Origin of the sequence: Rathayibacter agropyri (genome assembly GCF_013249015.1) — a bacterium.
Classification (GTDB): domain Bacteria; phylum Actinomycetota; class Actinomycetes; order Actinomycetales; family Microbacteriaceae; genus Rathayibacter; species Rathayibacter agropyri.
Window position 1 is genome coordinate 284,663 of sequence record NZ_JABRPL010000002.1, and the last position, 19,297, is coordinate 303,959.

Genomic DNA, 19,297 nt, shown 5'->3' on the forward strand with positions numbered 1-19,297 from the left:
GAACGCGGTCGACGATGCCTGCGGGTCCGGAGCTGCCAGCGCCGGTGTTGCCTACTGACCGCGACCGCGAATGGCGCCGACGATCGCGACCGTTGCGAAGTACACGATCAGGGCGAGGATCCCGAACGAGGCGAGTGCCGCGCTCGCGTCCGCGTAGGGCCGGCGCGCGTCGGTCACCGTCCCCGGCGTGACGATGTCGAGCGCGAAGAGTCCGACCGCGAGTGCGAAGCAGACGAAGCTCAGCACCAAGAGCGACCGGACCGCCTTGCCCACCGGGTCGTAATACCGCGGATTCGACATCGTGCCTCCGGTCCTCGCGCCCATATGCCTCCAGTCTCCCCCTCCTCGCCCGTTCTTTCTCCCTCCGCGAGATACCACTTGAGTACGCGACACGCCGACGGAACGGAGGCGGTCTTCAGAGGCATCTCGCGGAGGGGTGAGCCGGGCGGAGGCGCTAGGCCGCGAGCGGGAGCACGGCGGCCGAGGTGACCCGCAGCTCGCCGGCCACCGCATCGACGCGCACGGCGCCTCCGTCGGACACCTCGCCGCTGACGACAAGGTCCGCGATATGGTCATCGATCGAGCGCTGCACCAGGCGCCGAAGCGGACGGGCACCGTATTGCGGCTCGTACCCGTTCTCGGCGAGCCAGTCGACCGCGGCCTCCGTCACCTCGAGCGCAACCCCGCGGGGAGCCAGGCGTGCGCGCGTGGCGTCGAGGACGATCCCGACGATCTCGCGCAGCTGCTCGCGGCCGAGGCGGCGGAACAGCACGATCTCATCGATCCGGTTGAGGAACTCGGGACGCATCGCCTCGCGGAGTCGACCCATCACGCGGTCGTGCAGGTCCTTCTCCGAGGCGAATCCCTCCGCCGACGCGTCACTCTGCGCGACGAAGCCGAGCGCACCCGACCGCGAGGCCAGAAACTCCGAGCCGAGGTTCGAGGTCATGATGATGACGGTGTTCCGGAAGTCGACGGTGCGACCCTGCCCGTCGGTCAGCCGACCGTCGTCCAGGACCTGGAGCAGCAGCGTGAACACGTCCGGGTGCGCCTTCTCGATTTCGTCGAACAGGACAACGGAGTAGGGATTGCGGCGCACGCGTTCGGTCAGCTGTCCGGCCTCGTCATAGCCGACGTATCCGGGAGGGGCACCGACGAGTCGCGAGACCGTGTGCCGCTCGCCGAATTCGCTCATGTCGAAGCGGATCAACGCCTGCTCGTCCGCGAAGAGCGAGCCGGCGAGGGTGCGCGCCAACTCGGTCTTGCCGACACCGGTCGGGCCGAGGAACAGGAACGAGCCGACCGGCCGCGACGCGTCGCCGAGCCCGGTGCGGCTGCGGCGGACAGCCCGAGCGACCGCGGCGACCGCGGCGTCCTGGCCGATAACCCGCTGGTGCAGCTCCGACTCGAGGTGCGCGAGGCGCTCGCGCTCCCCCTCCGTGAGCCGCGATACCGGAATGCCGGTCGCCCGGGCGATGACCGCGGCGATCTCGGTCTCACCGATGATCGCCTGAACGGGGGTGGCCGCTTCCTCGAGCTCGGCCTGCACGGCCGTCATCGCGTCGCGAATACGCGACGCCTCCTCGTAGTGCTCAGCCGAGACGGCCGCGTTCTTGTCGGCCTCGAGCGTGGCCAGACGCTCGAGCAGCGCAGCGGAGTCACCACCCGCCCCCAGCTTCAGGCGGAGCCGCGCCCCGGCCTGGTCGATCAGGTCAATCGCCTTGTCCGGCAGGACACGGTCGGTGAGGTACCGCGCCGAGAGTTCGACGGAGGCGCGCAGGGCCTCATCCGTGTAGGTCACCCGGTGGTGCTCCTGGTACGCGGAACGCAGGCCGTGCAGGATCGCTACCGCGTCCTCGATGCTCGGCTCGCCCACACGGACCGGCTGGAAGCGCCGCTCCAGCGCCGGGTCCTTCTCGATCGTGCGGTACTCCGTGAGCGTCGTGGCACCGACGAGGTGCAGCTCTCCGCGGGCCAGCCGGGGCTTGAGGATGTTCCCCGCGTCCATGCCGCCCTCGCCGCCTCCGCCCGCACCGACGACGGTGTGCACCTCGTCGATGAAGACGATCAGCTCGCCGGCGTGCGCGGCAATCTCATCCAGAGTGCCCGTCAGGCGCTCCTCGAAGTCGCCGCGGTAGCGCGTCCCGGCCAGCATGCCGGGCACATCAAGCGAAACGACGCGCTTGCCGCGCAGTTGCTCGGGCACCTCCTCCGCCACGATCGCGCGGGCCAGGCCCTCGACAATCGCCGTCTTGCCGACGCCGGCCTCGCCAACCAGCACCGGGTTGTTCTTCGTGCGGCGACTCAGGATCTCGATCGTCTGCTCGATCTCATCGACACGCCCGATCACCGGGTCGAGTCGGCCCTCGCGGGCGAGCGCGGTGAGGTCGGTGCCGAACTTGTCGAGCATCGGAGTGTTGGAGGCGGGCGGGGCGGTCTGCTGCTGCGGGGCGTCGGCCTCGCGCATGCCCTCGGTAAGGGCTTCCGCGGTGACGCCGGCGCGGGCGAGGACCTGCCCGGCCGGGGCGTCCTGGCCGAGCACGAGCGCGAAGAAGAGGTGCTCGGGCTCGATGTAGGTCGAGCCGCTGGCGCGGGCGACCTGATAGGCGTGGAACAGCGCCCGCTGAGCGCTCGGGGTGATGGTCGCAGCGTTCTGCGTGGCGTGGGCCTCGTCGGCCTGCGGGAGGCGCGCCTCCGTCGCCGTGGCGATGACGGCGGGATCCACGCCGATGCGGTGCACGGCCTGCGACACGGCCTCGTCCTCGATGAGGACGCGGAGCACATGCAGAGCGTCGAGCTCGGTCTGGCCGCGCTCAAGGGCGAAGCGTCCTGCGGACTGCAGAATGCTCTGGGTACGGGCGGTGAGGAATCGGCTGAGGTCGATCGACCGCGCCGCGCGGGCGCGCTCACCGTCGAGGTAGCGGGCGAGGAAGTCGTCGAACGAGCTCGCTCCGGCCTCGTTGAAGTTGTCGGGCACCAGTCCTCCTGAGGAAGTTGAGTCGGTTACGCTCAAGTTCAACGCGGGGCGCCGATTCCTATTCCCGGGCTCACCTCGTCTCACACCGGACCGAACTCCTCGCGCTCGCAACTAGCGCCGGAATCACCCGTCTCTCCGTCGTCGGCTCCGTCGCACAGGGCCGCTCAACCCGCGAGAGCGACATCGCGCGGAGCGTTGGCTCGCCCTTCTCGCGGAGGCATGCGACAGCGCTCGCTCGCTGGCCGACCGCGGCCGCGACGCCTTTGACTCCGCCCTCCCACTGGCCTCGAGGCGCTCGCGAACCGGACTTCCCGTCCGTCGCCGATCTCGTCCGCGAGAAGCACCGCGACGTCCCTGTCACCGATTGACCGGCGCGCGAAAAGGAGGCGCGGACCCGCGTGGGTCCGCGCCTCCTCTGCGCCGACGCGCAGTTCTCCGGGGTGGGAGTTCTAGGGGACGAGATAGCCTGCCGCGCGGAACAGCTCGTACCACTCCGGCCGCGTGAGCGGAAGGTCGGAGCCGAGGGCCGCGTCGCGCACGCGCTGCTCGTTCGTCGTACCGAGCACGACCTGCATGCCCGCGGGGTGGCGGGTGATCCAGGCCGTGGCAATCGCGACGGCCGGCACCTCGTACTTCGCCGCAAGCCGGTCAATCACGGCGTTCAGCTCGGAGTAAGCCGGGTTGTCGAGAAAGACGCCCGTGAAGAAGCCGGCCTGGAACGGCGACCACGCCTGCACCGTGATGTCGTTCAGGCGGCAGTAATCGAGAATGCCCGCGTCGCGCATCACCGACTGCTCCTCGCCCACCATGTTCGACGCGACACCCTGCGCGATCAGCGGCGCATGAGTGATCGAGAGCTGCAACTGGTTCGCCACGATCGGCTGGTTCAGCGACTTCTTCAGCAGCTCGATCTGGTAGGGCGTCTGGTTCGAGACGCCGAAGTGCTTCACCTTGCCGGAGGCGTGCAGTTCATCGAATACGCGTGCAACTTCATCGGGCTCGACCAGTGCGTCGGGCCGGTGCAGGAGGAGCACATCGATGTAGTCGGTGCGCAGCGCCTTCAGCGAGCCCTCGACCGATGCGATCAGATGTTCGTACGAGAAGTCGAAATACGGGCCGTCCGGCACGATGCCCGCCTTGGTCTGCAGCACCACCTGCTCGCGCTCAGACGGGGTGAACGCCATCGCCTCGGCGAAACGCTCCTCGCAGCGGTGCAACTCACCGCCGTACACGTCCGCGTGGTCGAAGAAGTCGATGCCGGAGTCACGCGCGGCGCCGACGAGTCCACGGATCGCCTCGTCACTCATCTCAGGGATGCGCATGAGGCCGAGAACAACGTTCGGGGAATCGACACCAGAGGTGCCGAGGGGGACGTGCTTCACAGAGAGTGCTCCTTCGTTGGATACCTCCACGGTAGGCGCCGGGGACGTGGGCGTCTAACCCTGTGCAGGGGTTGCTGGTGCGATTCGTCGGCCGGAGTGGCGAAGGGAAGCCTGCCCCGCTCATAACCAAGGATGAGACGGCTGATCGACGTTCTGAGAGCGCTCCACCCCTGCCTCAGCCTTCGTTACGAAGACCTTGCCGCCCAGAGCGGGCGGTGGAAGGCTGCCGCCATGACGATCGAGGTGCGCCCCGCCACCGTTTTCGATGATCTGGCGACAATGAACGGGCCCGCCCGGCCCGATGCGAGTGTGTGCTGGTGTCTGAGCTACCGCTTGCTCTCGTCGGTCGAGAACACCTCCCTTCGGGGTCCAGCCCGCGGCGAGCGGATGCGCCAGCTCGTGACGGAGGACCCGCCTCCGGGTGTCCTCGCCTACGACGGCGACGACGTGGTCGGCTGGGCGGCTGTGCATCGGCGGGCCGACACGAGCTACTCGAAGAACCGAAAGATCCCGCACGTCGATGACCTCGAGGTCTGGAGCATCTGGTGCCTGCGGGTGCGCCCGGGCTTCCGCGGGCGCGGCATCTCGCATCCGCTACTCGAGGGCGCGATCGAGTTCGCCCGGGCGCACGGAGCTCCGGCGGTGGAGGGATACCCGGTGGACAACGCCGGCGCGAAGGTCGATCTCACGATGGCGTACGTCGGTACGCGCTCGCTCTTCGAGCGCGCGGGCTTCGAGAAGGCGGCCGATACGACCTCGGTGCTGAACGGCTTCCCGCGGGTGCTGATGCGCCTCGCGCTCTGACATATCACGGAGATATCGTGTCGTCGTGCTCCTCGACAACGTCTCCCTCGGCACCGTGGTCCGGCGAGCCCGCGAGGACGTCGCGATGTCGCAAAGTGCACTCGCCGCCGCCACCGGTGTCCGTCAGCCGAACATCGCCGCCATCGAGTCAGACGCTCGCCGACCGAGCCCGGAGATGCTCGATCGCCTCCTTTTGGCCGCCCGACTTCGCCCATCGATCGCCCTCGAGTATCTCGCCGACGACATCCGCCGGCTCGCTCAGGATCACGGGTTGACGGATGTCCGAGTGTTCGGTTCGTCCGCACGGGGCACAGACGATGAGCGGAGTGACGTCGACCTCCTCGTCGCGGCCGATCCTGCCGTGGACTTCCTCCGGCTGGCGGCCTTCCGCGCGCGTGCCGAGGAGTTCCTGGGCTTCCCTGTCGATGTCGTGATCGACAACCCCGACGACGAGACCGTGTCGGCCATCCGCGACGAGGCGGTGCCTCTGTGAGCGACGACGCCGGGTCGAACGGATTCCCGGCGCGACCGCGACGGCCCGCCGACTTCACCGAGAAGCGTGTCCGCCTGCTCGCCGAGGCCGACCGTCTGCTCGCCCGCCTTGAGCGTGCAATAAGGGATGGTCGCGAGGAGTTCCTCCGCCAGTGAGGCTTATGCAAAACGGCATCACGCGCTCGACTAAGGTGCCCCTGACCTGGGGTCTTGTGACGCTCAGGCGAGTTTTGCATAAGCCTCAGTGTCTCCGACAGCAAAGACATTGGCGCGCTCGCCCCCATCAACCTCGCTGACCTCGTTCACCGCGACCTGACTGAGGTAATCATCGCGCCGCTCCCCGCCGCGTCGGTCGAGGGACTTCGAGCGACGCGAACCGTTGCGGCGCACAGCTAAAATAGAGTACTACTGACCGATTAAAGCAGGCGAATAGTAGCGAGGAGATTCCCACAGATCTAATTGTTCAAATAGACCACGCGACCAGCAAATTCAGGAAACTTCTTCTCGGACATTATAATCAAAGACCCGAACATCGAAGCAAACTGCCGAAGCGCCACATCCTTACCCTCTTGCTTTACGCGGCCTGATGTAAAAGCTGAATCCAGCTGAGCGGCTAGAGGCATCAGACTTGTCAAGAGCGGCATCCATAGGTTAACGGCCGTCGAGAGATCAACCTTAGCATCAAAGGAGAGATCAAGCTTATTTGACACCGACTTTTCGAGAACAATCTCAATTACGCGCGCGACCGCCTCCACTAAGAGGTATGATGCGCCACGCTTTCCTAGAAACTTTAGTTCATTCGCGTCATCCGTGGTAATTGCTTCGCCACTCGACTTTTGCTTCGCGAGAAGACTCAAACGGCGGGACGAGATGGCTTCGTACAACGAGTAAGAAAATAGAATTCCCCTCGCCGTCGTGCGCTCGCCAAAAACACTTGAGTACAATTTATCATCGACCCAAATTTCTGATTTCTTATCATATGCCGTTACAGAATCTCCGTTGAAAGCAGTCAATACTTGTCCTGCGGTGTAATGCGGAATGGCCGAACGGCTTCGTTTCATTGCGTCGCTCGCACCACCACGCCTTCCACCATCATAGGAGACGCCTTTGAGCTGAGCGAATTCGGAACGAAGCCTAGACTGAACTTCGTCACCACTCCGAAAGTCGGCGGCCTGGACTCGGTTTTGAGAATTATTAAATCGGACAATCTTTTCCAGAAGCTGAGAGTCTGATGATTTGATGAAACGAATAGGTACCAATAGCCCTTCATCAGGCCTAGACGGCAACGATCCGAGCGAGCCAGTCGTCTGCGCCCCGTTGACAATTGAGAGCCCCCGAACGGTCAATTTACGACTTGCCCTAGACCGGCGTCCCACGCTGTAGCTCAATACAAGCGCAGTGATTCCGTTGTTATAAACAGCAAAATCTCCCGGTTCTGATTCTGCAGTCTGCTTAATTCCATTATTAATATTTGCATCACTATTGCGAGATCCGAGATAATCGCGAACGTTTGCCGAGAAAAGCTCTTCCTTATGCTCGGCAAAAAGATCAAATAACCATGCGCCGGGGACCATAGTTGTTACCGAAGACCATCGCTCGGTTTGAACTTCAATTACATCGTGCACCTTGATATCAAATTCTTCTGTTACCGTTATTGCTCTTTTCGAGCCGATATACATCCGCTCGAGAGAATTAGAACCGACTTCCTTTCCGAATATGTTAACGTCCGGACCCAGCAATTTCCTGGCGAGGCGTTCCGCATTCCCAACCTCCGTCGTTGCATTCACAGATTCGTCGCAGTTGTGCACATACCAGACGTGAAATTCTCTAATCTGCTTTGCCTCTAGCGCCTCTCGCAACTCGACGGCCTTTCCGCGCAGGCCCTCGGGAAGCTTCTCGAGCGGTGCTTCAATAAGCCAGCTCAAAGCAGTATGCAGATCTGACGCCTTATTAGCGGGAGCGGAAGTTTTCTTTGTGAGACTAGTGCTAAAATAACATTGCGCCAGAACGGCAACGCCGCGATCCCGGTCAAGATATATCACGTCGCACTTCTTGTCATCGCCACCACCAGTTAGAGAATCGGCGGCACCTCCTCGGATATCATCAAGTCCAAATCGCAAATTGACGGCGAAAATACCTACCGAATCTGCCCCTAAATTGTATTCTTTTTCGAACTCATCAAACGCCGCTCGCCAGTTTTTTGCTGATTCACCAGGATCAGTCACGAAATTTCCCCTTGTCGTTTCAGGCGGACAGTTTAAATTGAGGCTTAGAAGTCCCAGTCCTCGTCCTCCGTGGTCACTGCCTTGCCGATCACGTAGGAGGAGCCGGAGCCCGAAAAGAAGTCGTGGTTCTCGTCCGCGTTGGGCGAGAGGGCCGACAGGATCGCGGGGTTCACATCGGTGGCCTGCTTGGGGAACATCGGCTCGTACCCGAGGTTCATCAGCGCCTTGTTGGCGTTGTAGTGCAGGAACTTCTTGACGTCCTCGGTCAGGCCGAGCTGGTCGTAGAGGTCCTGCGTGTACTGCGCCTCGTTGTCGTAGAGCTCATAGAGCAGCGAAAACGTGTAGTCCTTGATCTCGTCGCGCTTGGCCTGGTCGACCCGTTCGAGTCCCTTCTGGAACTTGTAGCCGATGTAATAGCCGTGCACTGCCTCATCGCGAATGATCAGGCGGATGAGGTCGGCCGTGTTGGTGAGCTTGGCGCGCGAGGACCAGTACATCGGCAGGTAGAAGCCCGAGTAAAACAGGAACGACTCCAGCAGCGTGGAGGCGACCTTCCGCTTCAACGGGTCGTCGCCGCGGTAGTAGTCCATCACGATGGACGCCTTCTTCTGCAGGTTCGGGTTCTCGACCGACCAGCGGAAGGCCTCGTCAATGTCCTGGGTGTTCGACAGGGTCGAGAACACCGAGGAGTACGACTTGGCGTGCACCGACTCCATAAACGCGATATTCGTGTAGACGGCCTCCTCGTGCGGCGTGATGGCGTCCGGGATCAGCGAGACCGCGCCCACGGTGCCCTGCACGGTGTCGAGGAGGGTGAGCCCCGTGAACACGCGCATGGTGAGCTGCTGCTCCTCGTGGCTGAGCGTGTTCCACGACTGGATGTCGTTGGAGAGCGGAACCTTCTCGGGCAGCCAGAAGTTGCTCGTGAGGCGGTTCCACACCTCGACGTCCTTGTCGTCCTGAATCCGGTTCCAATTGATGGCCTGGACGGAGGTGACGAGCTTGAGCTTCTCGGGGGGAGTCATGATTCCTTCTCGCTGCTGCGAATGGGTCGTGCTGAGGGGTGGGCTGAGGGCTCTACAGCATGCACGAGACGCACTGGTCGAGTTCGGTGCCCTCGAGTGCCAGCTGGCGGATGCGAATGTAGTAGATGGTCTTGATGCCCTTGCGCCAGGCGTAAATCTGGGCACGGTTGACGTCGCGGGTGGTCGCGGTGTCCTTGAAGAAGAGCGTGAGCGAGAGGCCCTGGTCGACGTGCTGCGTCGCCGCGGCGTAGGTGTCGATGATCTTCTCGTAGCCGATCTCGTACGCGTCCTGGTAGTACTCCAGGTTGTCGTTCGTCATGAACGGTGCCGGGTAGTAGACGCGGCCGAGCTTGCCCTCCTTGCGGATCTCGATCTTCGACGCGATCGGGTGGATCGAGGACGTCGAGTTGTTGATGTACGAGATCGAGCCGGTCGGCGGGACGGCCTGCAGGTTCTGGTTGTAGATGCCGTGCTCCATGACGGAGGCCTTGAGCGCACGCCAGTCGTCCTGGGTGGGGACGGCGATGCCCGAATCGGCGAAGAGGCGGGCGACGCGCTCGGTGGCGGGAGCCCATTCCTTCTCGGTATAGGTGTCGAAGAACGCGCCCGAGGCGTATGTCGAATCTGCGAAGCCCTCAAAGGTGGTGCCGCGCTCGATCGAGAGGTTGTTCGAGGCCCGCAGGGCGTGGAACAGCACCGAGTAGAAGTAGATGTTGGTGAAGTCGATGCCCTCCTCCGATCCGTAGTGGATCCGCTCGCGGGCGAGGTAGCCGTGCAGGTTCATCTGACCGAGGCCGATGGCGTGCGACTTGTCGTTGCCGTCCTCGATTGAGCGGACTGATGCGATGTGCGACTGGTCAGACACCGAGGTGAGGCCGCGGATCGCGGTCTCGATGGTGCGGCCGAAGTCGGGCGAGTCCATCGTCAGCGCAATGTTCAGCGAGCCGAGGTTGCAGGAGATGTCCTTGCCGATCGTGGCGTAGGACAGGTCCTCGTTGTACGTCGTCGGAGTGTTCACCTGCAGGATCTCGGAGCACAGGTTGGACATGTTGATCCGGCCCTTGATTGGGTTCGCCTTGTTCACCGTGTCCTCGAACACGATGTAGGGGTAGCCCGACTCGAACTGGATCTCGGCGATGGTCTGGAAGAACTCGCGCGCCGAGATCTTGCTCTTCTTGATGCGCGGGTCATCTACCATCTCGCGGTACTTCTCCGAGAGGGAGATGTCGCCGAAGGGGATGCCGTAGACGCGCTCGACGTCGTAGGGCGAGAAGAGGTACATGTCCTCGTTATTCTTCGCAAGCTCGAAGGTAATGTCGGGCACGACGACGCCAAGGGAGAGGGTCTTGATGCGGATCTTTTCGTCCGCGTTCTCGCGCTTGGTGTCGAGGAAGCGCAGGATGTCGGGGTGGTGCGCCGAGAGGTACACGGCTCCGGCGCCCTGGCGGGCTCCGAGCTGGTTGGCGTAGCTGAAGCTGTCCTCGAGGAGCTTCATCACGGGGATGATGCCCGAGGACTGGTTCTCGATCTGCTTGATCGGGGCGCCGGCCTCGCGGATATTCGAGAGCGACAGGGCGACGCCTCCGCCGCGCTTGGAGAGCTGCAGAGCGGAGTTGATGCCGCGGGCGATCGACTCCATGTTGTCCTCAATGCGCAGCAGGAAGCAGGAGACGAGTTCGCCGCGCTGGGCCTTGCCCGTGTTGAGGAAGGTGGGGGTCGCGGGCTGGAAACGGCCGGCGACGATCTCCTCGACGAGAGCGGTGGCGAGCGTCTCGTCGCCCTGCGCGAGGCCAAGGGCGGTCATGACGACGCGGTCCTCGAAGCGCTCGAGGTAGCGCTTCCCGTCGAAGGTCTTCAGCGTGTAGGAGGTGTAGTACTTGAAGGCGCCGAGGAAGGTCGCGAAGCGGAACTTCTTCGAGTAGGCCAAGTCGTTGAGCTGCTGAATGAATTCGAATGAATACTGGTCGAGGACGGCCTTCTCGTAATACTCCTTCTCGACCAGGTAGTCGAGGCGCTCCTTGAGCGTATGGAAGAACACGGTGTTCTGGTTGACGTGCTGCAAGAAGAACTCGCGAGCAGCCTCACGGTCCTTGTCGAACTGGATCTCTCCGTCCGGGCCGTAGAGATTGAGCATCGCGTTGAGCGAGTGGTAGTCCATCTGTGCGGCGTCGCGGGGAGCGTCGATCACTGCAGCGTCCAAAACGAGTCCAATCCTTCATCGACGGCGCGGACGTCGTCGGGTGTTCCGAATACTTCGAAGCGGTAGAGGTGCGGTACCGCGCACTTGCGGGCGATGATGTCGCCGGCGAGGCAGTAAGCCTCACCGAAGTTGGTGTTGCCGGCGCCGATGACGCCGCGGATCAGTGAGCGGTTGCGCGGATCGTTGAGGAAGCGGATGACCTGCTTGGGGACCGCTCCCCCGCCATTGCCCCCGCCGTAGGTGGGGAGGACGAGTACGTACGGCTCTTCGACGTCGAGCGCGACTCCGTCTCGCCGGGCGTGGAGCGGGATCCGCTGAGCCGGCCGCCCGAGCTTCTCGATGAACCGGTGCGTATTCCCCGAACTACTCGAGAAGTACACGAGCCCGCCCATCCGCCGCCCCTTTCCCTGTCAGCTGCTTGCCGCCGAGCCCCCTCTGAGGTGCACGGGTGGTGAGTCGCAAGGCGGAGAAGGAAGCCGTAGCGGCGCTACGGCGCCCGCCGACAACGCCGCGAATCGCCGCCCGTGCGCCTCAGAGGGTGGCGATCTTGTCGGGGCGGAAGCCGGACCAGTGATCATCGTCCGTGATCACGACCGGCGCCTGGAGGTAGCCGAGGGCCTTGACGGCCTCGAGGGCCTTCTCGTCGACGGAGAGGTCGAACACCTCGTAGTCGATGCCCTTGCTGTCGAGGGCGCGGTAGGTCGCGGTGCACTGGACGCAAGAGGGCTTGGTGTAGACCGTCACAGCCATGGGTGTCGCCTTTCGGGAGGAGGGGCCTCGGGGCCGCTCCCGGCGGTGGCCCGGGGTGCGGGCTGAGTTCGGGAGACGGTCGTAGCGAAGTTCGGGGATGCCTGCGGAGCTCTCGCTCCCGCCTGCTCAGCAATACTACATATAGGGGGGCATCCGGCGTGAGCCCACTAGAGGTAGTAGTTACATCGGTGTAGTTATCCCCTGGTTCATCCACAGGCCGGAGCCCGCGGAACCGCGGAAGGACGCGGGTCCGGACGAGTCATCCACAGCTGTGGAAAGTCTCGATCCGCTCCCTGGGTACAACATGCTCCGGCGTGTCGGCATGCCCACACCGTACGCCCGACCACCGACATCCCGATCGACCGCTCACGTCACGAGCGCGGCCAGCTCCCGGGCGACCGCGCGCAGGTGCGGCAGGGGTTCCGCGAGCGCCGCGGCTGTCGAGCCCGCCTCCTCCGTGAGGGATATCGCCGCGGCGAACGCCGTGGTCGGTGCCTCGAGCGCGCCCGCGACGAGCAGCGTGCGCGCGCCGGCCGCTTGCGCGAGCCCCAGGACGTAGGAGGGGACCTTGCCCGCCATCGACTGCGCGTCGAAGCGCCCCTCCCCCGTGATCACGACATCGGCGCCGGCGACGAGCCGCGGCAGCCCGAGCGCCTCGCCGACGGCCGCCGAGCCGGGAGCGAGGCGCGCGCCCCAAGCGAGCAGCCCGAATCCTGTACCGCCCGCGGCTCCCGCGCCGGCCGCCCCCGCATCTGCGTCCAGGTGCGCGGCGAGGTGGCGGAGTCCATCATCCAGGCGCAGGATGTCCTCGAATCCGGCGCCCTTCTGCGGACCGAAGACCCGCGCGACACCGACGTCGCCCAGCAGTGGATGGGTGACGTCGCTGAGGATGCTCGCTCCGCCCGCCGGGATCGGCCTCAGCCCCGAGAGCTCGATCCGGGCGAGCTCGTGCAGCGCGCCTCCGCCGTCGCCCACCTCCTGCCCCGCAAGAGTGAGGAAACGCGCACCCAGTTCGCGGAGGGCGCCGACCCCGCCGTCGGTCGATGCGCTGCCACCGATCGCGAGCAGCAGCGCTCGGGCCCCGGCGTCCAGCGCCGCCGCGATCGCTCGGCCGAAGCCGCGAGTGTGCGCGGTCAGCGGTCGCGGTGCCTCGAGCAGAGTGAGGCCGCTGGACGACGCGAGCTCCACCACGGCCGTTCCGTCGGGCAAGAGGAGCCATTCGGTCCGGACCGGCCGGTCGTCCGGCCCAGGGACGACAAGCGCGTGCCGCCGGGACTCGGGGACCGCGATCGCGAAGGCCGCGACGGTTCCCTCACCACCGTCGGCCATCGGCGCGAGCACGATCTCGTCGCCCGGACGTTCCCGACGCCAACCCTCGGCGAGCGCCCGGGCGACCTCGATGGCGCTCGCCGAGCCCTTGAACGAGTCCGGCGCGACGATGACCCTCAGCCTGCTCATGCGCCCCAGTGTGCCAGCGGTCTGTGCGTCGCGTGCGACGGTCAGCTGCGCAGCTCGCGCGCCGGATCCACGGCCGCCGAGCGTCCGGCCGGCACGACGGCGGCGACTCCCCCGACCAGTGCCCCGAGCAACGGCCCCTGCGCGAGGACCTCCACCGCGACGACGGGGGTCCAGCCCTGTCCGGAGGCGGTCGCGAGAACGACTCCGATGCCGAGAGCGGTGCCGAGGGCGCCGCCGAGAAGACCCGTCAGCGCACTCTCGAGAACGAAGAGGGCCGCGATTGCCGCGCGCGACGCACCGAGCGCCCGGCGCAGTCCGATCTCAGCCCGCCGCGCACTCACTCCGCTCCAGGCGGTCGCGAAGGCGCCGAGCACCGCGAGAACCAGCAGTACCGCCCCGGTCGTCCGGACAAGCTGCTCGAGTTGATCGTTGATGCGGCTGCGCAGCTGCGCGAGGTCGGCCGTCGTCTCGGCATAGAACGCGGTCGGGGCGGCCGGATTCAGCGCGGTGGGGGCGATTTCTGCGATCGCCCGGGCAAGTCCCGGCTCGGTCGTGCCGAGGAGCATGCCACCCTGGGTACCCTCCGAGATCACGTCGACCGCTTGGTGACCGATGACGATCGCCCGGGTGAGATCCGCGCCCGCCGGGCTCGCTGAGGTGATGCTCCCCACGACGCTGAAGGTTTTCCCGCCCATCGAAAGGGTTGCCCCGTCGGACCCTGGGACGATGCCTAGCCGCTCCGCCGCCTCCGCCCCAACGAGGGCGATCCGACTCGAGATAGGCTCCGGGGCCGACAGCAGAGCGGCGGAAGAGGTTGGCACGGTGCTGATCTCGAGCGCCCCCACCGCGTCGGCGCCAAGCGCGACGACGGGGACCCCCGCGCCACTGTCGTCGAGCACAGCCTCCTGCGACCGCCGCACCGGGGCACGAAGACCTGCGACATCCCAGCGCAGTCCCACGTGACGAACGCCCTCGACATGCGCGAGGCGTTCCGCGTCCGCCTCCGTCACATCTCGGTCCGTCCCGCTCGCTGTCAACCGGACGAGGTCGCCGGCGGCCGTACGGACCGTGTCGTCGATCTGTCGCGACGCAGTCACCGCCAGTGCGTCGGCCGCCACGAATCCGCCGGCTCCGACAGCGACGATCGCGACGGCGACCAATGCCCGCGCCGGCTTGGCGAGGAGGCCAAGCACCACGTCGGAGAGGAGCGTGCGAATCCGCCGATGAAGAGGAACCCGCAACTGTGCTGTGTCAGGGGAGGCAGCGTCAGGCTCCGGGTCAGATGGCGCGTCCGGACCCTCGAGACGCCCGCGCCGCATCGCGAGATGACGGTCGGCGCGCGCGGCCAGACGCGTGTCGTGGGTGACCACGATGAGCGCGAGACCACCGTCGCGGAGCGTCTCGAGGAGGCTGACGATCCGGTCGCCGGTCTCCTCGTCGAGGCTGCCGGTCGGCTCATCGAGTAAGAGGAGGCTCGGCCGATGCACCAGCGCGCGCGCGATCGCGATGCGCTGGCGCTCTCCTCCGGAGAGTAGATCGACGCGCGCGTTCGCCTTCTGCGCGAGCCCAACGGCCGCGAGGGCCTCGGTGATCCGATCCTCGAGCAGGTCGACGTCGATCCGACCCGCGTGCGCGCCAACCGCAACATTCTGAGCGGCTGTGCGCCCCGGCAGCAGGTGGGCGTCCTGAAAGACGAAGCCGAACCGCAGAGCGCGGAGTTCGTCCCGCTGCTGGTCCGACATCACCGCCGTGTCGATCCCATCGATGCGGAAGCGACCTTCGCTCGGGCGATCGAGCAGGCCGAGGATGTTGAGGAGTGTGGACTTCCCGGAACCGGAAGGTCCGGTGATCGCGATGAACTCCCCCCTGTGCACTGCGAGGTCGACGCCGCGCAGGGGGTGGTTGTCGGCGTCGAAGCGTCGTTGGACGCCGGAGCATTCGAGGACCGACACCGAGTCAGCCGATCACAACGGTGTCACCGACGCTGAGCGCGGGCTCACCGTCGAGCAGTGCCCAGCCATCGGCGACGGCGCGCACGTTGATCTCAACGCGCTGCTGACCGCCAGCGCGGTCGACGTTCACGAAGCTCGTGGTGCCGTCCCGGCGAAGTGCCGTCGCGGGAACGGCGAGCCGCTCGGCGCCACGCTCGCCGAAGGTCACGGTGACAGAGGCGCCGGAGTGCAGCGCAGCTCTCGTCTCTGCTGAGACGACGACGGTGACGTCGTGCCCGGGGGCCGACTTGTCCGCCGACGGGGCGAACGGCCCGATGCTCTCGATCACGCCGTCCGCATGCCCCGCCGAGGCAGGATCGACGATCGACGCCGGCTCTCCTGCCGTGAGCGAATCGGCTGAAGCGACATCGACGCGCGCGACCACGCGGTCAGGCGGCACAGTCCAGGTCATCACCTGGCCGTCCGCCGGAACCGTGGAGTAGAGAGACGGCGCGGAGGCGACGGTGAAGTCGGATCTGTCTAGGTCGACGATCTCGCTGAACGGCAGGCGGCCACCTCGCGGCCCGGGCGTCGTGGTGGTCGTCGCCGGCGTCGCAGCGGGTGCGGGCGTCGCAGCGGGAGCGGCGGAGGCGGGAGCCGCCGAGACGACGTCCGGTCCCCGCTGCGCCTGGTAGCCGCGGTCATCGTAGAAGGCCGCCAGTGAGACGACGGTCGCGGAGTCGAAGGTCGCCTTCTCCGGATTCGCCGCGTAGCCGAGACGGGAGAGTGCGCCGTTCAGGGCGAGGACATCCTCGCCCTCGTCACCCTGCACCAAGTCTCGATAGCGCGGACCGTCGATCGCCAACGCGAACACGGGCCGCTCCGCCACGGCGAACAGGAGTGCGCCATCGGTCACGACCGAGCCGGAGCCGAGCGGAGCCGCCGTAATCTGCGCCGCGGCGGCTCCGGCGGGAGTGACCGCGTGGACGCTGACGGCCGTGCTGCCCCCGACCGTGCCGAGCGCCGAGGGGAGGGGCATCGTCCGTTTCTCCACAGTGCCCGTCGTCGTCAGCGTTCGCTGCGCATTATTGAAGGCGGTCGTGTCGGGCGCACGAAGCGCCTGCCCCACAAGAAAGGCCGCCGCCATCGCACCGATCACGGGGACCAGCACGACGACGATCACCCACGGGCGAGGGCCGAGCCGCAACCGCGGCCCCCGGGTCTCGTCAGTGTCCGCCGTGTTCACTGATCACCTTCTGCGCGAACGCGACCCGCTCGTCCGTGTCCTTCTTATCCGCCACCAAAGCCGCCTCGTTCTCCGCAATGAACCCCACCTGATACGCGGCCACAACATCCACGAACGTCTGCGCCGCGCCCGTCGACGACAAACACTCCACCTCGTCCAAAGCCGCGCGAATACCCACCTCACTATCCGGAGCATCCGCGATCACGGGCGCGGTAGGACCGCGCGAATCATCGAAGGTATAGCCCTGTGCTGTCATGCAACCCTGCAGATCGCCGAGCGCCTTCTCCCAGATCGGATCGTGGCTTGCCCAGGCCCATGTCTCTGATTGCCCCCGCTCATAGATCGACTCACTGGGGTTGCGCTCCGCGAAGATATTCCTCTCGTCGCTTCTTGCTGAATCGCGACATTTTCTTAAAGCGGACGTCGTCTCGGGAGGAATATCTGCCTCCTTCTGGTGAGCTTCGGAAAGTGCATCGTATGGTCTGTCGAGCCCCGTTCGCGACGCTCTCTCCTTTGTCCAGGGCCCGAAGTAGTTGACCGTCCACCGCGAAGACGGCGGATAGTCGAGAACGTTGACCAGGGTAAGCGCGCGACCCGCGCGATGAACGCAATCCTCAGTAAGCAGATCAGAAGCACGCTCGAGCATCTGGCGACCGCGCAGGTCCGGGCCGTAGACGTCGAGCGGCTCGTGCACCGTCTCGGTTGCCTCATCCAGCACCGCGACATTCGGTACAAAATTGATGAAGGGCCGCTCATCACTGTTCACATCCGGCGAGGATAGGCATCCGCTCAGCAGCAGCATAGACGACATCGAGACGGCGACGACCGATGATCCGCGGGTCAGCCTCATCGCTTAGAAGACGACAATACTCGTGATGCTGTCATTCCACGTCCTTCCGTCATGCCACTCCCACTGGAGCTCACTCGCAACTTCGCCGTCTCTGACGAGGCGCGCTGCACCCCGTCCGTAATCATTCTCGTAGAATCCAACGGTCACCCCCCGGAGGTTCTGCAACGACGAGAATCGATCATTCCACGACTCACCGATGTTTGCCATAGTGACGACATTGTTGAAGATATGGCCCTGCTGCCTGTCGTCTTCCCACGCGCAGTACTGCCCATTCGGGCAATCCATGGTCTGGGATGCGCTCGCCGGTGCGACGCCGCATGCGAGCACGGACACGGTCGCGATCGCCGCTGAGCCCGCTGCGAGGATGAGACGGCGGGGAAAAGTAGAACGTGTGATGTGACTCATGGTATTTCCTTTCGACAGTTCCTGTGAACGAAATTGAGCGAACCACAAGCCGGAGAACGAAGGAGCGGTCTGGCGCAGAAGGTCGCTTCCGCTGACCAGCGTCTAGACGTCGTAAAACGCCGCTCCGATCTGGAGCTTTAGGGTTAACACCTCCGGGTGACACCCCTCATCAAACAGTCAATACGCGCCAAGTCCTCTCGCGTAGGCACCGGCGGGGCGGTCGCCTCAGGTCCGCTCGAGCGCCTCCGCCGACTCAGTCCGGCCCGTTGCGCCCGATATAGGAGCAGCCGCATGGACGCTGACGGCCATGCTGCCACCGACCGTGCCAAGCGCCGAGGGCAGGGGCATCGTCCGACGCTCGAAGGCGCCCGTCGTCGTCAGTGTCCGCCGTGTTCACTGATCACCTTCTGCGCGAACTTGACCCGCTCGTCGGTCTCCTTCTTATCCGCCACCAAAGCCCCCTCATTCTCCGCAATGAACGCCACCTGATACGCCGCCACAACATCCACAAACGTCTGCGCAGCACCCGTCGACGACAGACACTCCACCTGATTCAGAGCCGCGCGAATGCCCGCTTCACTGTCCGGCGCCTCCGCGATCTTCGGCGAGGTCGACGCCCGCTGCTCGTCTAGGGCGTAACCCTGCGCGGCGAGGCAGCCACCGAGGTTCGCTTGGGCTTGAGCCCAGATCGGGTCCCCACTCGCCCAACTCCAGGTCACGGTCCGGCCCCGCTCGTGGATCGACTCCTCGGGCGTCCGGTAGCTCAGCGACGCGATCTCCTCGCTTCTGCTGTCCACGCCGACGCACTGCATGATGGCGTCGTACGTCTCGGCAGAGGTCGCCTCATTCTCTCGCTGGTGCGCCTCGGCGAGTGCATCGTGCGGCATCCCGAGACCTGCCTGCGACGCCCTCGCCTTCGTCCACACCCCGAAGTATTTCAGCGACCACATCGTGGAGGGCGGGTAGTCAAGTACGTTCACAAAGCTGACGGAGTGACCGTCCGCGCGAACGCAGTCCTCGGCGAGCAGGTCCGACGCCCGTTCGAGAACCTGCCGGTCGTGCACGCTCGGTCCGTAGACGTCCAACGGCTCCCGCACCGTCTCCGTCGCTTCATCAAGCACCGCGGCGTTGGACACGAACTCGATCGACGACGGTTTGTGCACGCCGTTATCGGCGCCGGAGGCGCAGCCACTGAGCAGAAGCACCGCACACCCGAGGGGTAGAACACAAGCACGCATCATGGGTCAGCCCACCGTGATGATCGAGAACTGGTCGTTCCACGAGTCACCGACGTCGCTCATGGTCATGTTGTTGTTGAAGATCCGCCCCTGCTTCCTGTCGTCCTCCCCGGCGCAGTACTGACCGCGGGGACAGAACTTGGTCTGCTCGGCAGCATTCCCCGGCGCGACACCGACCGCCAGCACCGAGGACGCGGCGAGCAGCGGCGATCCGACGACGACGATCCCGCGACGACGGGAGAAGCGGGAAGAGGTGTGGTGATTCATGAGTGATTCCTTTAATAGGGTCCGAAGACGAAACTGAGGAGACCACA

At 65.2% G+C, this 19,297-nt stretch carries 18 protein-coding genes; 3 read left to right on the forward strand and 15 right to left on the reverse strand.

Going from position 1 to position 19,297, the window contains the following annotated elements:
- Positions 1 to 51 precede the first annotated feature (51 nt).
- The 3 genes from HRF29_RS06880 to HRF29_RS06890 form a co-directional block, all read right to left on the reverse strand.
- Complete coding sequence (locus tag HRF29_RS06880) at positions 52 to 324, reverse strand: hypothetical protein (protein WP_222929613.1); 273 nt, start codon at positions 322 to 324, stop codon at positions 52 to 54.
- Positions 325 to 454: 130 nt separating this feature from the next.
- A complete protein-coding gene (locus tag HRF29_RS06885) occupies positions 455 to 2,977 on the reverse strand; it encodes an AAA family ATPase (RefSeq protein ID WP_173246732.1) in 2,523 nt (840 codons plus the stop codon).
- A gap of 449 nt (positions 2,978 to 3,426) precedes the next feature.
- Complete coding sequence (locus HRF29_RS06890) at positions 3,427 to 4,359, reverse strand: aldo/keto reductase (RefSeq protein ID WP_343043679.1); 933 nt, start codon at positions 4,357 to 4,359, stop codon at positions 3,427 to 3,429.
- A 231-nt stretch (positions 4,360 to 4,590) separates the two neighbouring features.
- Between HRF29_RS06890 and HRF29_RS06895 the strand changes: the two genes are divergently transcribed.
- The 3 genes from HRF29_RS06895 to HRF29_RS06905 are packed head-to-tail and all read left to right on the forward strand — an operon-like array spanning position 4,591 to position 5,811.
- Positions 4,591 to 5,163, forward strand: a complete 573-nt coding sequence (locus HRF29_RS06895; RefSeq protein WP_173246735.1) for a GNAT family N-acetyltransferase — start codon at positions 4,591 to 4,593, stop codon at positions 5,161 to 5,163.
- 25 nt (positions 5,164 to 5,188) lie between these two features.
- Positions 5,189 to 5,656: a nucleotidyltransferase domain-containing protein gene (locus tag HRF29_RS06900; protein WP_173246738.1), complete on the forward strand. Its 468-nt coding sequence runs from the start codon at positions 5,189 to 5,191 to the stop codon at positions 5,654 to 5,656.
- Complete coding sequence (locus tag HRF29_RS06905; protein ID WP_173246741.1) at positions 5,653 to 5,811, forward strand: hypothetical protein; 159 nt, start codon at positions 5,653 to 5,655, stop codon at positions 5,809 to 5,811. Before HRF29_RS06900 ends, HRF29_RS06905 begins: the two co-directional genes overlap by 4 nt.
- Before the next feature lie 299 nt (positions 5,812 to 6,110).
- Here HRF29_RS06905 and HRF29_RS15310 read toward each other — a convergent pair whose 3' ends face one another.
- The 12 genes from HRF29_RS15310 to HRF29_RS06965 all read right to left on the reverse strand — a co-directional run bounded on the left by HRF29_RS15310 (position 6,111) and on the right by HRF29_RS06965 (position 19,250).
- Positions 6,111 to 7,880: an AIPR family protein gene (locus HRF29_RS15310; RefSeq protein ID WP_173246744.1), complete on the reverse strand. Its 1,770-nt coding sequence runs from the start codon at positions 7,878 to 7,880 to the stop codon at positions 6,111 to 6,113.
- 44 nt (positions 7,881 to 7,924) lie between these two features.
- Positions 7,925 to 8,905 carry a class 1b ribonucleoside-diphosphate reductase subunit beta gene (gene nrdF, locus HRF29_RS06915; protein WP_173246747.1) on the reverse strand — a complete coding sequence of 327 codons (981 nt, stop codon included), beginning with the start codon at positions 8,903 to 8,905 and terminating at the stop codon, positions 7,925 to 7,927.
- Positions 8,906 to 8,957: 52 nt separating this feature from the next.
- On the reverse strand, positions 8,958 to 11,063 hold the full coding sequence (gene nrdE / locus HRF29_RS06920; protein WP_173247695.1) for a class 1b ribonucleoside-diphosphate reductase subunit alpha: 2,106 nt from the start codon (positions 11,061 to 11,063) through the stop codon (positions 8,958 to 8,960).
- Positions 11,064 to 11,089: 26 nt separating this feature from the next.
- A complete protein-coding gene (gene nrdI, locus HRF29_RS06925) occupies positions 11,090 to 11,497 on the reverse strand; it encodes a class Ib ribonucleoside-diphosphate reductase assembly flavoprotein NrdI (protein WP_173246750.1) in 408 nt (135 codons plus the stop codon).
- Positions 11,498 to 11,636: 139 nt separating this feature from the next.
- Positions 11,637 to 11,855, reverse strand: a complete 219-nt coding sequence (gene nrdH / locus HRF29_RS06930) for a glutaredoxin-like protein NrdH (RefSeq protein WP_068255139.1) — start codon at positions 11,853 to 11,855, stop codon at positions 11,637 to 11,639.
- A gap of 366 nt (positions 11,856 to 12,221) precedes the next feature.
- Entirely contained in the window at positions 12,222 to 13,313 is a 1,092-nt protein-coding gene (locus HRF29_RS06935) for a glycerate kinase (RefSeq protein WP_173246753.1), read from the reverse strand.
- 41 nt (positions 13,314 to 13,354) lie between these two features.
- The gene (locus tag HRF29_RS06940) at positions 13,355 to 15,265 is read right to left on the reverse strand and encodes an ATP-binding cassette domain-containing protein (RefSeq protein ID WP_173246756.1); all 1,911 of its coding nucleotides are present in this window, start codon (positions 15,263 to 15,265) and stop codon (positions 13,355 to 13,357) included.
- Positions 15,266 to 15,269: 4 nt separating this feature from the next.
- Positions 15,270 to 16,490 (reverse strand): efflux RND transporter periplasmic adaptor subunit, encoded by a 1,221-nt coding sequence (locus HRF29_RS06945; protein ID WP_173246759.1) that lies wholly within the window; start codon positions 16,488 to 16,490, stop codon positions 15,270 to 15,272.
- Complete coding sequence (locus HRF29_RS06950) at positions 16,471 to 17,256, reverse strand: hypothetical protein (protein ID WP_222929614.1); 786 nt, start codon at positions 17,254 to 17,256, stop codon at positions 16,471 to 16,473. The genes HRF29_RS06945 and HRF29_RS06950 overlap by 20 nt, the downstream gene beginning before the upstream one ends.
- Positions 17,257 to 17,343: 87 nt before the next feature.
- Positions 17,344 to 17,745, reverse strand: coding sequence for a peptidase inhibitor family I36 protein (locus HRF29_RS06955; protein WP_173246765.1), 402 nt, complete (start codon positions 17,743 to 17,745; stop codon positions 17,344 to 17,346).
- Between the two features lie 377 nt (positions 17,746 to 18,122).
- Entirely contained in the window at positions 18,123 to 18,950 is an 828-nt protein-coding gene (locus tag HRF29_RS06960; RefSeq protein ID WP_173246768.1) for a hypothetical protein, read from the reverse strand.
- Positions 18,951 to 18,989: 39 nt separating this feature from the next.
- Positions 18,990 to 19,250, reverse strand: coding sequence for a hypothetical protein (locus HRF29_RS06965; RefSeq protein WP_173246771.1), 261 nt, complete (start codon positions 19,248 to 19,250; stop codon positions 18,990 to 18,992).
- Between the last annotated feature and the right edge of the window lie 47 nt (positions 19,251 to 19,297).

Bases quoted from the DNA above. Each gene is read 5' to 3' on its own strand.
- HRF29_RS06880 (WP_222929613.1), bottom strand. From the start codon at position 324: ATGGGCGCGAGGACCGGAGGCACGATGTCGAATCCGCGGTATTACGAC.
- HRF29_RS06895 (WP_173246735.1), top strand. From the start codon at position 4,591: ATGACGATCGAGGTGCGCCCCGCCACCGTTTTCGATGATCTGGCGACA.
- nrdF (WP_173246747.1), bottom strand. From the start codon at position 8,905: ATGACTCCCCCCGAGAAGCTCAAGCTCGTCACCTCCGTCCAGGCCATC.
- nrdE (WP_173247695.1), bottom strand. From the start codon at position 11,063: ATGGACTACCACTCGCTCAACGCGATGCTCAATCTCTACGGCCCGGAC.
- nrdI (WP_173246750.1), bottom strand. From the start codon at position 11,497: ATGGGCGGGCTCGTGTACTTCTCGAGTAGTTCGGGGAATACGCACCGG.
- nrdH (WP_068255139.1), bottom strand. From the start codon at position 11,855: ATGGCTGTGACGGTCTACACCAAGCCCTCTTGCGTCCAGTGCACCGCG.
- HRF29_RS06935 (WP_173246753.1), bottom strand. From the start codon at position 13,313: ATGAGCAGGCTGAGGGTCATCGTCGCGCCGGACTCGTTCAAGGGCTCG.
- HRF29_RS06955 (WP_173246765.1), bottom strand. From the start codon at position 17,745: ATGAGTCACATCACACGTTCTACTTTTCCCCGCCGTCTCATCCTCGCA.
- HRF29_RS06965 (WP_173246771.1), bottom strand. From the start codon at position 19,250: ATGAATCACCACACCTCTTCCCGCTTCTCCCGTCGTCGCGGGATCGTC.